The sequence below is a fragment of the Arthrobacter sp. B0316-1-20 genome, from assembly GCF_059091865.1.
This window is the reverse complement of the sequence record NZ_JBNHHC010000014.1, coordinates 132,252-144,662: the sequence shown is the minus strand read 5'-3', so window position 1 is coordinate 144,662 and position 12,411 is coordinate 132,252. Positions and strand designations below refer to the sequence as shown.

Below are 12,411 nucleotides of genomic sequence, written 5' to 3'. Positions count from 1 at the left end.
CAACATGCGCCGCTGTCCTAGACTGGCAACGAATGCCCCCGAGTGATCAGGAGTAGGACTTTGGCCGACAACCCGACGTACCAGAACGTCACCTTCGAATCAGCAGGCACCGAGGCCCATGGTTATCTGGCCGTGCCCGAGTCCGGGTCGGGCCCCGGCGTCATCGTCATCCAGGAGTGGTGGGGCCTGGTGGACCACATCCGCGATGTTGCCGACCGCCTCGCCGCCGAAGGTTTAGTCGCGCTGGCACCGGACCTCTACGGCGGACGCATCGCCCACGACGGCAAGGAAGCCGCCGCGATGATGTCCAAGCTGCCGGAAGAGGAAGGCGCCCGGCTGCTGGCCGGCGCCGTGGACTACCTGCTGGCCCACGAGTCAGTCACCAGTTCCACGGTGGGTGCCATCGGTTTCTGCATGGGCGGCGGCTTTGTGCTGGCGCTGGCCGCGCAGCAGGGAGAGCGAATCAGCGCGGCCGTGCCGTTCTACGGCGTCGGCCAGGGCGTGCCCACATCGTACGAAGGGGTCCGCGCCGCCATCCAGGGCCACTACGGTGAACAGGATAAGTCCTACCCGGTGGAGAAGGCCAAGGCGCAGGAGGAGCAGATCCGCCGCGAGTCCGGCGCGGAAGTGACCTACTACTTCTACGACGCCCCGCACGCCTTCCACAACGACGAGAACCCGCAGGGCAACTATCGTCCCGAGGAGGCCAAGCTGGCCTGGAGCCGGTCCGTGCAGTTCCTCAAGGACAAGGTCAAGTAGCTTCGGGGATTATGGGACGACGTCGGTGCTCACCCGGGCACCGACGTCGCCTTTCTTCTCTCACAAGGCTCGGACGGCCGCCGCACACTGCTTCAAGACCATCTCCGACGGAAAAGCTGACCGGCAGGACGGAGCAGTCCGATGCATCATTCTGCTTCGGATGACTCCCGCTCTGGTGTGAGATAGAGCTTCCGCAGGGTTTCGTGCACCGTCCACGTGGTGCGCATCCCTGCCGACAGCAGCATCAGGGAGCCTGGGGCCAACGGGACCGCCGTCCCGGCGGCGTCATGGGCGTCGTCGTGGTGGAACGCCACGGTGGCGCTGCCGGAGACGACCAGAAACAGTTCATCGGCTTCCGTATCGTTCATGCTGCCGGTGGACATTTCCCATACGCCAACGCCGAGGTCGCCCAGCCGGCCCAGGCCATGCAGGCCGGTAGTCGGCGCGCCCTCGGCCACTTGGGCAGCCGGCACGGGCAGATGGTCCAGTGTCAGGTCGGTGATATTCAGCGGCAATCCGGGAATCAGTGTCTTCATCAGGGCGCTCCGTTCGCGTGTTGGCCATAAGGTCCGGCATCGGTGGCTTCAACATGCTGCCCCGGCCGGGCCTCCCATCTCTGTGATCGCATTCACCCATTGTGACCGCCTCTGGCCACTTTTCCGCGGCGGCGGTCTCCGGCCACGACGTCGTGCCCACCCAGCGCAGTCCTTCGGTTCCCCTCCCCGAGCGGCGCGGGGAACCGAAGCCATGTTGTTCTTTTCCGGGGGCCGCTACTCTGTTGATCATGAAGCCCGAGGCGGCGTTGGTCGGCTGGCTGCTCGACTCCGATCCGGCACTGCGCTGGCAGGTCGAACGGGACCTCGCACATGCGCCCCCCGAACGGTGGGCCGCGACAAAAGCGAAGGTGGCCACCGAGGGCTTCGGCGCGCGGCTGCTCGCGCACCAAGACCCCGATGGACAGTGGGCGGGCGGGGCCTATTTCCCCAGCGACTTCGACTTCCAGGGGCCGGAAGCGGCCGAGGGCGCCGGACAGCCGTGGACCGCCACAACCTGGTCGCTCAATTACCTCCGGGACTGGGGCCTCGACGCAACAGCGCTTGCCGGCACGGCGGACCTGCTCGCCGCCAATAGCCGCTGGGAATACGAGAACCTGCCCTACTGGGACGGCGAGGTGGACTGCTGCATCAACGCCTTCACCCTGGCCAACGGCGCCTGGCTGGGTGCGGACGTGGGCGGGATCGCCACCTGGTTCATCGAGCACCAACTGCCCGACGGCGGCTGGAACTGCGAATGGATCGAAGGTTCCACCCGCTCGTCCTTCCATTCCACACTCAACACCTTGAAAGGGCTGCTGTACTACGAGTCCGTCGCCGGGGGCTCGGACGATCTCCGCGCCGCCCGCCACGCCGGCGAAGAGTACCTGCTGGAACGCCGGCTGCTGTACACCCGGTCGACCGGTGAACTCGTCGGGCCTTGGGCCGCGCATTTCGCCTACCCGTTCCGCTGGCTCTACAGCGCACTGAATGCCGTGGATTACTTCAGGTCGGCCACGCTCCACGACGGCACGGCTCCCGATCCCCGGCTCGCCGACGCCGTGGAGGTGATCCGTGCCGCGCGCCAGTCGGACAGCACCTGGCTGCAGGAACGCCGCCACCCCGGCCGCGTATGGTTCGACGTCGACGTGCCGCCGGGTGAGCCGTCCAAGTGGCTTACGTTCTACGCCACGCGCGCGCTCGCTTGGTGGGACGGGGCGGAAGCCCTCCCGCCTGCTCCGGGCTACCGGTCCGAGACCGTGTGACCTTGGTCGCGGTCGCTTCAGCAGGACGAGCCGACCGGGTGTGAAGGACACCGGGAAGCTCGATGTCAAGCAATTGTGAGGCGGTGATGCCACCGGATTCCCACCAATTTGCCGGGTGCGATCTCCGTGGCTATCGTTGCCTTATCCACGGGCCTCCCGGTCTAGTCTCTGACCGGTTGTAGATAACGGGTGGACACTTCTTTTTGTTACGGACTAGGGAGTTCTACATGCATTTAACGCCCCGTGAGCACGAAAAACTCATGATTGTGGTCGCCGCCGACCTTGCCCGAAGGCGCCGGCAGCGCGGCCTGAAACTCAACCATCCCGAAGCGGTGGCCCTGATCACCTATGAACTGATCGAGGGCGCCCGCGACGGCCGGACCGTCGCGGACCTGATGAGCTACGGGACCACGATCCTCTCCCGCGGCGACGTCATGGATGGCGTGGCGGAGATGATCGCCGATGTGCAGGTCGAGGCCACTTTCCCCGACGGCACCAAGCTGGTCACCGTCCATAACCCGATCCGCTGAGCCTGAGGAGAGACCCATGAAACCGGGAGAATACATCCTGCGCGGCGAGCCCATCATCTGCAACGAGGGCGCCGAGACCCGCATCATGAACGTGACCAACCGGGGCGACCGGCCGGTTCAGGTCGGTTCGCATTACCACTTCGCCGAGGTTAATCCGGCGCTCGATATGGACCGGGTCGCCGCGCGCGGCTTTCGGCTGGACATTCCGGCGGGCACGGCCGTGCGATTCGAGCCAGGCGATGCGCGCAGTGTGCACCTGGTGGAGATCGCCGGGAACCGCGAGGTCTACGGCTTCCGGAACCACATGAACGGGTCGCTGGGCGCCAGCGTCCCCCCGGCCTACACCGACGCCATCGGCGGCACCGCCGGCATCAACGCCGAGGCTGAGCCCGAACTGGCGGCCGAATACGACATCGACCTGCCCAACGTCGGCGTCGAGGCGGCCGGCTTCCACACCACGTACGGCATGGACCTGGTCGACGAATCCCGCGGCCCCAAGGCCGGCGGCGCCGCCAAGAAGGCGGGCGGACGCGGCGAGGCCGCGGAGCAGACCGAGCAAAATGCTGCGGAGAAGACCGACGGCGGCGGGGAGGAACAGCGATGAGCTTCGAGATGAACCGCAGGCACTATGCGGAGATGTACGGGCCGACTACCGGCGATGCGATTCGGCTGGCGGACACCGACCTGCTGCTGGAGATCGAACACGACTACACCCGCTACGGCGAGGAAGTTGTCTTTGGCGGCGGGAAGGTCATCCGGGACGGCATGGGCCAGAACGGACAGCGCACCCGCGACCAGGATATTCCGGACACGGTCATCACCAACGTCGTCGTGCTGGATTACAGCGGCATCTACAAGGCCGACGTGGCACTGCGGGACGGGCACATCTTCAAGATCGGCAAGGCGGGCAACCCGGACATCTCCGACGGCGTCGACATCACCATTGGTGCCGCGACGGACGTGATCGCCGGGGAGCACAAGATCCTCACCGCCGGCGGCATCGATACGCACGTGCACTTCATCAGCCCCGACCAGGTGCCGGTGGCCCTGGCGAACGGCGTCACCACCCTGATCGGCGGCGGCGCCGGGCCGTCGGATGCCTCCAAGGCGACCACCGTGACGCCGGGGCCGTGGCACATCGGCCGGATGCTGCAGGCGGTGGACGACCTGCCGATCAACATCGGACTGCTTGCCAAGGGCCACGCCAGCGCGCGCGGTCCGCTGGCCGAGCAAATCCGGGCCGGGGCCATCGGCTTCAAGGTGCACGAGGACTGGGGCGCCACAACCTCCTCGATCGACATGTCGCTGCGGATCGCCGACGAGTTCGACGTGCAGGTCGCCATCCACGCGGACACCCTCAACGAATGCGGTTTCGTGGAGGACACCATCCGCGCCATCGACGGCCGCGTGATCCACACCTTCCACACCGAAGGCGCCGGCGGCGGGCACGCCCCGGACATCATCCGCGTCGCCGGGCTGCCCAACGTCCTGCCGGCTTCGACCAACCCGACTCTGCCCTACACCACCAACACGCTCGACGAGCATCTGGACATGCTCATGGTCGCCCACCACCTGAACCCGGACATCCCCGAAGACGTAGCCTTCGCCGACTCCCGGATCCGCAAGGAGACCATCGCCGCCGAAGACGTGCTGCACGACCTCGGCGTCTTCTCGATCACCAGCTCGGACGCCCAGGCCATGGGCCGCGTCGGCGAGATGGTGCTGCGGACCTGGCAGGTGGCGGATGCCATGAAGCGCCAGCGCGGCAAGTTCGAGCAAGACCCGGAAATCGGCGACAACTTCCGGCTCAAGCGTTACGTCGCCAAGTACACCATCAACCCCGCGCTCGCCCACGGCATCGCCGACTCCGTCGGCAGCGTCGAGGTGGGTAAGTTCGCGGACCTGGTGCTTTGGGACCCGGCCTTCTTCGGCGTCAAACCGGAAATGGTGATCAAGGGCGGACAAATCGTGCAGTCCATCATGGGCGATGCGAACGGTTCCATCCCTACCCCGCAGCCGCGGACTCTGCGGCACAACTTCGGGGCGTTGGGCAGCGCCGTGCACTCGTCCTCGATCACGTTCATGCCGAAGATCGCCATCGACGAGGGCATCCCGGACCGACTGAACCTGCGCCGGACCGTCCGCGCGGCCCACGGCATCCGCACCCTGACCAAGGCAGACCTGAAGTACAACGGGGAGACGCCGGACATCCAGGTCGACCCGCAAACCTACACCGTCACGGTCAACGGTGAAGTAGCCACCTGCGAGCCCTCGACCGTGCTCCCCATGGCCCAGCGCTACTTCCTGTTCTAAACCGAGCCATACCTTGAAAGGACGTAGTCAATGATTATTGAGCGCGTCATCGCCAACCGGCACGATCTTCCGCACACGGAGCTTGCCGGCCTGCACGAGGAGAAGGTAGCACTTCCCAGCAGCGAACTGGTCAAACGCGTCCAGCGCGTGACCACCGATCACGGCCGCGAAATCGGCATCCGCCTGGCCACCCCGGGAGACCTGCGCGACGGCGACATCCTGTTCCGCGACGAGTCGAACGTCATCGTCGTCAGCGTCCTGCCCACGGACGTGCTGGTGATCGCCCCGCGCACCATCCGGGAAATGGGCGTGGTGGCCCACAGCCTGGGCAACAGGCACCTGCAGGCGCAATTTTTCGACGCCGGAAGCGACTACCGGGCGGAGGTCATGGTGGTGCAGTACGACCACACCGTCGAAGACTACCTGCAGCACATGCAGGTGCCCTACTCCCGGCAGGAGCGGGTCATGCCCGTGCCGTTTCGACATGCCGAACACACGCACTGAGGCACCCGGGCGCCACCCGTCGTCGTACCTGCTGCCCCTGCTGCAGCTGGCCGACTCCGCCCTGCCCACGGGCGCCTTCAGCCACTCGTTCGGGCTGGAGACGTTCCTGTCACGCGGGCTGGTCCGCGACGAGAAGACCTTTGCGGTCTGGCTCGGCCAGTTCATCCACACCCAGCTGACATACAGCGACGGCCTTGCCATCCGGCTGGCCCTGGAAGCCCGCTCGACGGCGGAACTGCGGGAGCTGGACGCGATGCTGGCGGCGCAGGCCCTGCCGCGGCAGGTGCGCGAGGCGGGCGTGAAAATGGGTGCGCGGATGCTCCAGATTGCCTCGGTCATCCTCGACAGCGACGAGATCGAGCAGTACCGCGAGGACGTCGCGAGCGGCGAATGCAGCGGACATCCGGCGCTGGCGTTCGCCATCGCCGGGCGAAGCCTGCACGTTCCGCTGCCGGAACTGCTGGGCACCTACCTGTTTTCGACGGCGACCTCGCTGACGCAGAATGCCATCCGCGGCATCCCGATCGGCCAGGACGCCGGGCAGCGGGTGCTGCGCCAGGCCCATCCGGAGATCACCGTCGCAACGGCGAGGATCGCCGGACTGGGACGCGGCGACTTCGGCGCCGCCGCCCCGGGACTGGAAATCGCCCAAATGCGCCACGAGCGGCAGCGCGCCCGCATGTTCATGTCCTGACCCGCCGTCGCACGCAACAGACCCGGCCGCACCGCGGCCGGCCCACGGAACAAGGAGTAAGACAATGGAACCCATCAAGATCGGTATCGGCGGCCCCGTCGGCGCCGGCAAGACCCAGCTGGTCGAACGCCTGACCCGGCACCTGTCCGGCGAAATCTCCATGGCCGCCATCACCAACGACATCTACACCATTGAAGACGCGAAGATTCTGGCCGCCAACGGCGTGCTGCCGCTGGACCGGATCATCGGCATCGAAACCGGCGGCTGCCCCCACACCGCCATCCGCGAGGACACCTCGATGAACTCCTCCGCCGTGGAGGAATTGATCAAGCGGCACCCGGACCTGCAGGTCGTGTTCATCGAAAGCGGGGGCGACAACCTCTCGGCGACGTTCAGTCCGGAACTGGTGGACTTTTCCATCTACATCATCGACGTGGCGCAGGGCGAAAAGATCCCGCGCAAGGCCGGCCAGGGCATGATCAAATCGGACCTGTTCATCATCAACAAGACCGATTTGGCGCCGCACGTGGGTGCAGATTTGTCGGTCATGGAGTCCGACTCGAAGGAATTCCGTGGAGACAAGCCGTTCTGCTTCACCAACCTGAAGACGGACGAGGGCCTGGACAAGGTCATCGACTGGCTGCGCCGCGACGTGCTCATGCAGGACCTGGCGCAGTGAGCGCGGCCCAGCCGGCGGGCGTGCAGCTTCCCACCGGTGAGCTGCGCCTGACGGTGGGCCTGCGCGGCGGCCGCGGCGTCGCCACCTCGCAATACCACCAGGGCGCGCTGCGGGTTATCCGACCGCATTACCTGGACGCGTCCGCGCAGGTCGCTTACACGATCGTGAATCCGGGCGGCGGCTACCTTGGCGGGGATGTCTACGAGGTCGACGTCCAGGTCGAGGACCAGGCCCGCCTGTTGCTGACCACCCAGTCCGCCACCAAGATCTATCGGACGCCGGGCGAACCGGCCGTGCAGCGCACCCGGTTCCGCCTCGGCCCCGGCGCCAGCCTGGAGTACCTGCCCGACCAGCTCATCGCGTACCGGGAGGCCACCTACCGCCAGGAGACCGTCGTCGAGCTCGCCGCGGACTCCTCCCTGGTGATGTGTGACGTGGTCACTCCCGGCTGGTCCCCGGACGGCAGGCCCTTCCGGTACGAGGAGGTGCGCATCCGCAACGACATCTACCGCGACGGCCGCCTGCTCGCCCTGGACAACCTGCTGATCCGCCCCGGCGATCCGGACGCGCCGCTCTCCAGCATGCTCTTCCTCGAAGACTATTCGCACCTGGGCTCGATGCTCGTGGTGGACCCGCGGGTGGACGGCGACCTGGTGCGCGAGCTGCAGGACCGGTTGGCCCCCATGGATCCCGGCGGGCAGCTCGGCCTGTCTCTGCTCAACGGCCCCGGATTCGCCCTGCGCGCCCTGTCCCGCAGCACCGACACGCTGAACGCCATGCTGCACGCCGCCGTCGACCTGCTCCGCCACCGCTGGTTCGGCCAGCAACCACTGAATCTTCGCAAGTACTGACCCAGCCTTGTTGGAGGCACTGATCATCTTTCCGTCATCGGACCCTACCCCACGCGCACGCGACGTGCGCGACGGCCAGACCCCACGCGGCGCGGACCCGCTGCTGCGGGCAAGGCTCCGGCGTCGTCATCTCTTCTGGGTAGTGGCGCTGGCCGCGCTTCTCGTCGCCGGAATGGTGCTGTCTGTGGCGACCGGGCCTGTCATGCTGAATACCGCGACCGTGGTCCAAGTGATCCTGTCGCATATGCCGGGCCAGCCGTCCGGGTATCAGCCCGATCCGACAGCCTCGACGATCGTCTGGGACGTCAGGATGCCCCGCGTGCTGCTCGGATGCGTCGTAGGTGCCGGGTTGGCGGTGTGCGGAGCAGCGCTGCAGGCAATGGTGCGCAACGTGCTGGCCGACCCCTACCTGCTCGGCATCAATTCCGGAGCCTCCAGCGGTGCGGCAGCCATGATCCTGTTCGGCGTCGGTCTGGGGGTGGGCGAACACGCTCTGCCCGCCAGCGCCTTCATCGGCGCGCTGGCCGCGTCGATGATGGTCTTCCTGATCGCGCGCTCGGCCGGACGGGTGACCTCAATGCGGCTGCTGTTGGCCGGCGTTGCGATCGGCTACGCGCTGACCGCCGTGACCAGCTTTCTGGTCTTCGCCTCCGGCTCGGCAGAGGGCGCCCGGTCCGTCATGTTCTGGTTGCTTGGGTCCCTGGCTTTGGCCCAGTGGGGAAGCCCCTTGGCCATCGTCGTCGTGGTGGTCCTGATTACCAGCTGCCTGCTGACCCTTGCCGGAAGGCGCTTGGACGCGCTGGCCATCGGCGACGAAACCGCGCACATCGTCGGCGTTGCACCCGGCCGGTTCCGCACCCAGCTGCTGATCATCATCGCCCTGTGCATCGGTGTGGTCGTCGCTGCCTCCGGATCGATCGGCTTCGTTGGACTGGTAGTTCCGCATCTCGCCCGCAGGCTGGTCGGTGCCGCCCACTCCCGGGTCATCCCGGTCTCTGCCCTGCTCGGTGCCATCTTCCTGATCTGGGCCGACCTGCTCGCACGGATGCTGCTGCAGCCGCAGGAGTTGCCGATCGGGATCATCACGGCTTTCATCGGCGCTCCCTTCCTGCTCTACCTCATCCGCAGGATGCGCCCGGCGGGCTGAGCGTCACCCCACGTCCGCGTTATCGCCCACATCCACTAGCCCGAGGAGAATCTCATGAAAGCTGCCGCCCACCTGCTGTCCGCTGCAGCCGCGGCGGCAATCGCCCTCGGCCTGGCCGGCTGCGCCGGGACTTCCGGGAACGCCGGGACACCTGCAGCACCCGAGGCCGATGGCTACCCGCTGACCATCACCAATTGCGGCGCCGCGGTCACCCTGGACGCGCCGCCGGAACGGGTTGTCATGCTAGACAGTTCACCGGTCTCCTACTTGGCCGCACTCGGTGTCATGGACACAGTAGTGGCCCGCGCAGGTGTCTACCCGGCCGAATACTTCGACCCGGCCACGCAAGACGAACTCGCCCGCATTCCGCTCTTGACCGACCGCCTGGACACCACGGGCCACCTGCAGATTTCGCAGGAAGTCGTGTTGGCGCAGCAACCGGACTTGGTCCTCGGTACGGCCGAAAACCTTAACCGTGAAACACTAGCCGCCGCGGGCATCCCCATGCTGCAGGAACCGTCCTTTTGCCCCAACGCCTCGGAAACCCCGGGGTTCAGCACCGTTGCGGATCAGCTGCGCACCTACGGCAAGATCTTCGGCGTCGAAAAACGGGCCGAAAAAGCAGCCCGCGAGCTCAAGGCCCAGGTGGAGCAGATCACCTCCGAGACGGCCAACACCGGCCGCCGCACTGCGGCCGTCCTTTACCCGACGGTCGGCGGCGGAAGCACCTACGCCTACGGCACAAGGTCCATGGCCCAACCGCAGTTGGAGGCCGCCGGGCTGAAAAACGTTTTCAACGACGTCGACCAGCGGGTCTTCGAGGTCACCCGCGAGGAACTCATCGGCCGCAACCCCGATGTCCTGATCCTGCTCCACTCCGCCGGGGACCCAAGCAGAGTGGCCGACGCCGTCACATCTTTGAAGGGAGCCTCCTCTATGACCGCGGTGGCCAACGACGACATCCTCGTGCAACTGTTCAACTTCACCGAGCCGCCGTCACCGCTGTCGGTCACCGGACTCGAGCGGATCGTCGAGCGGTTCGGCCAGTGATTTCCGGCTCCGGCATCTCCTTCTCCTACGGCTCCCGCGACGTCCTGGATCGCGTTGACCTCCACGCCCGGCACGGCGAAGTCCTGGGCGTGGTGGGACCGAACGGCAGCGGCAAGAGCACCCTGCTGCGGATCCTGTACGGATCGCTGGCCCCGCACACCGGAACGGTCATGCTGGACCATAAGGAACTGCGCCAGCTCAACGCGCAGGAGCGCGCCCGGACGGTCTCAGTGGTCGTGCAGGAGACACCGGGCGACCTGCCCCTGCTGGTTTCCGACATGGTGCTGCTCGGCCGCACCCCGCACCAACCGCGGCTGGGCCGGCGTAAGGCGCGGGACGAACAGGCCGCGGCCCGGGCACTGGAACGGGTCGGCATGCTGGGCCGGGCGGACCAGGGCTTCGACCTGCTCTCCGGCGGGGAACGGCAACGTGTTTTGATCGCCCGGGCGCTGGCGCAGGAAGCGACGCACCTGCTGCTCGACGAACCGACCAACCATCTGGACATCCGCTATCAGCACGAGATCCTCAAGCTGGTGCGCGACCTGGCGGGGACCAGCAACCATGCCGTCGTCGTGGTCCTGCACGACCTCAACCTCGCCGCTGCCTACTGCGACCGCGTCCTGCTACTCAATGAAAGCCGGGTGGTTGCTGCCGGCACACCGTCCGAGGTGCTGGTCCCGGAGAACCTTGAGCCGGTGTACAAGATCGGGGTCAGCCGTTTCCAGTTCGACGACGGCTTTCAACTGGTATTCAGACCATTCCCTTCAGCTAATCCGCCAGGCTGAGGGCGTCCCTGCTCCACGGCCATCGGTCAAGATCATCGGAGGCCCAACCACACCAGCCACGGAAAAGGTTCCGTCGTTGGTCCGCCGGTTTAGCCGGGACGCAATGGCCTCTTGGTGCCGAACCTGTCGTTGCCGAGGTCCCGGACGACACCGATGAGTTGATTCTTGAGTTGCTCGGTCTCGTCGTCCTCGCCCAGAAGCTCTTGTCCCAATTTCACCACCTGGTGGAAGGTCTCCTTGCCGCGTTCGGAGATGTTGACCCGTTGCTCGCGCCGGTCGTTCTCGCCGCGGACGCGGGATATGTGACCAGTCGCTTCCAGCCGTGCCAGGGTCTTGCCCACGGTCTGTGGCTGCACCCGCACCCGCTTCGCCAGTTGTGCTTGGGCCATCGCCCCCTCCGCGGCAAGGATCTCCAGGACAGTCGCACCCGCATGGGTCAAGCCGAGGGAGGCCAGCCGCTCGTTCCACTCGTATTCGACAAGCCTCGCTGCTGTGGAGAGAAGCCGGGGCATGTGCCACTTGGATAGATCAGGCATGCAGAATTATAAGCAAACTGATCTTCCTGAGGTCAATGGTTTATCCATAGCGGAGAGCAGAATAGGCCTTTATTTCTGCCCAGCGCGGTGCCGGCGACCCAGCCGGCACCGCGCTGCCCCGTCGAAAGGCCAACCCGTACGACCCCTGAAGGATAAGCCGCAGCCAGGTTGCCGTGGAGCCGCTCTGCCCGGGCCAAGCCCGGCCCCGGCATCTGTCGTATTGAAACGGTGCTGTAGGCTTCGATTTAGGAGGCAGGTCTGTCTGTCTCCAGAACGCAGCACGCGCTCTCTCACCGAGCGACCAAGCGCTGCCTTTTTCCCTTGGAAAGGGACATCGATGGATTCCGTGACCGATACCAATACGCTGCCCCTGTCGATCGCGGAGTTGGACTCCACGATCTATACCGGACAGCCAGCTGCAACAGCCGAACTGCCTGGAGGCCAGGTCCAGACAGCTTCCGACCTGACACCCGGGCAGAAGAAAGCGCTGGAGGCCGTTACCGTGCGGGCGGGACAGGTCGAGGCGGCGGAATGGGCCCTGGACCAGGCGAAGGCCGTCTTCCAAGAGCAGACAGCCGCCGCGCTGGCCTCCGGAGTACCTGCCGAACTGGTTGCCGCAGCTGCCGGAACATGCGCCTCCGCCCTCCCGGCACCGACCGACGGGGCGGCAGCGAACCCGCCGGATCTGGTGGCCGTCGGCTGACCTGCTTCACCCGCGTCCCGCCCTCATGGCGCGCCGCTACACCGTCCCGTCATAACACTGTC

The 12,411-nt window shown here is 66.3% G+C and carries 14 protein-coding genes and 1 pseudogene; 13 read left to right on the top strand and 2 right to left on the bottom strand.

Translation table 11 applies throughout. The features are described 5' to 3' along the window. Positions 1 to 60: 60 nt before the first annotated feature. The gene (locus AC5RW2_RS22640; RefSeq protein WP_494074642.1) at positions 61 to 759 is read left to right on the top strand and encodes a dienelactone hydrolase family protein; all 699 of its coding nucleotides are present in this window, start codon (positions 61 to 63) and stop codon (positions 757 to 759) included. A 146-nt stretch (positions 760 to 905) separates the two neighbouring features. Here AC5RW2_RS22640 and AC5RW2_RS22635 read toward each other — a convergent pair whose 3' ends face one another. Next, complete coding sequence (locus AC5RW2_RS22635; RefSeq protein ID WP_494049309.1) at positions 906 to 1,295, bottom strand: cupin domain-containing protein; 390 nt, start codon at positions 1,293 to 1,295, stop codon at positions 906 to 908. A 248-nt stretch (positions 1,296 to 1,543) separates the two neighbouring features. On the opposite strand from AC5RW2_RS22635, the gene AC5RW2_RS22630 reads away from it, so the two are divergent. The 11 genes and pseudogenes from AC5RW2_RS22630 to AC5RW2_RS22580 all read left to right on the top strand — a co-directional run bounded on the left by AC5RW2_RS22630 (position 1,544) and on the right by AC5RW2_RS22580 (position 11,110). Then, entirely contained in the window at positions 1,544 to 2,557 is a 1,014-nt protein-coding gene (locus AC5RW2_RS22630) for a squalene cyclase (protein WP_494049304.1), read from the top strand. 227 nt (positions 2,558 to 2,784) lie between these two features. Next, entirely contained in the window at positions 2,785 to 3,087 is a 303-nt protein-coding gene (locus tag AC5RW2_RS22625) for an urease subunit gamma (protein ID WP_494013669.1), read from the top strand. 16 nt (positions 3,088 to 3,103) lie between these two features. After that, positions 3,104 to 3,538, top strand: a pseudogene (locus tag AC5RW2_RS22620) (urease subunit beta); the annotation flags it as partial. A gap of 149 nt (positions 3,539 to 3,687) precedes the next feature. Beyond that, the gene (gene ureC, locus AC5RW2_RS22615; protein WP_494000933.1) at positions 3,688 to 5,400 is read left to right on the top strand and encodes an urease subunit alpha; all 1,713 of its coding nucleotides are present in this window, start codon (positions 3,688 to 3,690) and stop codon (positions 5,398 to 5,400) included. Positions 5,401 to 5,430: 30 nt separating this feature from the next. Then, positions 5,431 to 5,904, top strand: a complete 474-nt coding sequence (gene ureE / locus AC5RW2_RS22610; RefSeq protein ID WP_494025142.1) for an urease accessory protein UreE — start codon at positions 5,431 to 5,433, stop codon at positions 5,902 to 5,904. Next, entirely contained in the window at positions 5,885 to 6,598 is a 714-nt protein-coding gene (locus tag AC5RW2_RS22605) for an urease accessory protein UreF (protein WP_494013667.1), read from the top strand. The genes ureE and AC5RW2_RS22605 overlap by 20 nt, the downstream gene beginning before the upstream one ends. A gap of 64 nt (positions 6,599 to 6,662) precedes the next feature. Then, a complete protein-coding gene (ureG, locus tag AC5RW2_RS22600; protein ID WP_494000936.1) occupies positions 6,663 to 7,277 on the top strand; it encodes an urease accessory protein UreG in 615 nt (204 codons plus the stop codon). Further along, positions 7,274 to 8,128 carry an urease accessory protein UreD gene (locus tag AC5RW2_RS22595; protein ID WP_494000937.1) on the top strand — a complete coding sequence of 285 codons (855 nt, stop codon included), beginning with the start codon at positions 7,274 to 7,276 and terminating at the stop codon, positions 8,126 to 8,128. The genes ureG and AC5RW2_RS22595 overlap by 4 nt, the downstream gene beginning before the upstream one ends. Positions 8,129 to 8,135: 7 nt before the next feature. After that, complete coding sequence (locus AC5RW2_RS22590; RefSeq protein WP_494074641.1) at positions 8,136 to 9,275, top strand: FecCD family ABC transporter permease; 1,140 nt, start codon at positions 8,136 to 8,138, stop codon at positions 9,273 to 9,275. 54 nt (positions 9,276 to 9,329) lie between these two features. Beyond that, a complete protein-coding gene (locus tag AC5RW2_RS22585) occupies positions 9,330 to 10,325 on the top strand; it encodes an ABC transporter substrate-binding protein (RefSeq protein WP_494074640.1) in 996 nt (331 codons plus the stop codon). Next, positions 10,322 to 11,110 (top strand): ABC transporter ATP-binding protein, encoded by a 789-nt coding sequence (locus AC5RW2_RS22580; protein ID WP_494049299.1) that lies wholly within the window; start codon positions 10,322 to 10,324, stop codon positions 11,108 to 11,110. Before AC5RW2_RS22585 ends, AC5RW2_RS22580 begins: the two co-directional genes overlap by 4 nt. Before the next feature lie 89 nt (positions 11,111 to 11,199). Here the strand turns inward: AC5RW2_RS22580 and AC5RW2_RS22575 are convergent, their stop codons facing one another. Then, a complete protein-coding gene (locus tag AC5RW2_RS22575) occupies positions 11,200 to 11,646 on the bottom strand; it encodes a MarR family winged helix-turn-helix transcriptional regulator (protein WP_494013663.1) in 447 nt (148 codons plus the stop codon). A gap of 337 nt (positions 11,647 to 11,983) precedes the next feature. On the opposite strand from AC5RW2_RS22575, the gene AC5RW2_RS22570 reads away from it, so the two are divergent. Beyond that, on the top strand, positions 11,984 to 12,349 hold the full coding sequence (locus tag AC5RW2_RS22570) for a hypothetical protein (protein ID WP_494074639.1): 366 nt from the start codon (positions 11,984 to 11,986) through the stop codon (positions 12,347 to 12,349). The last annotated feature ends 62 nt before the right edge of the window (positions 12,350 to 12,411 follow it).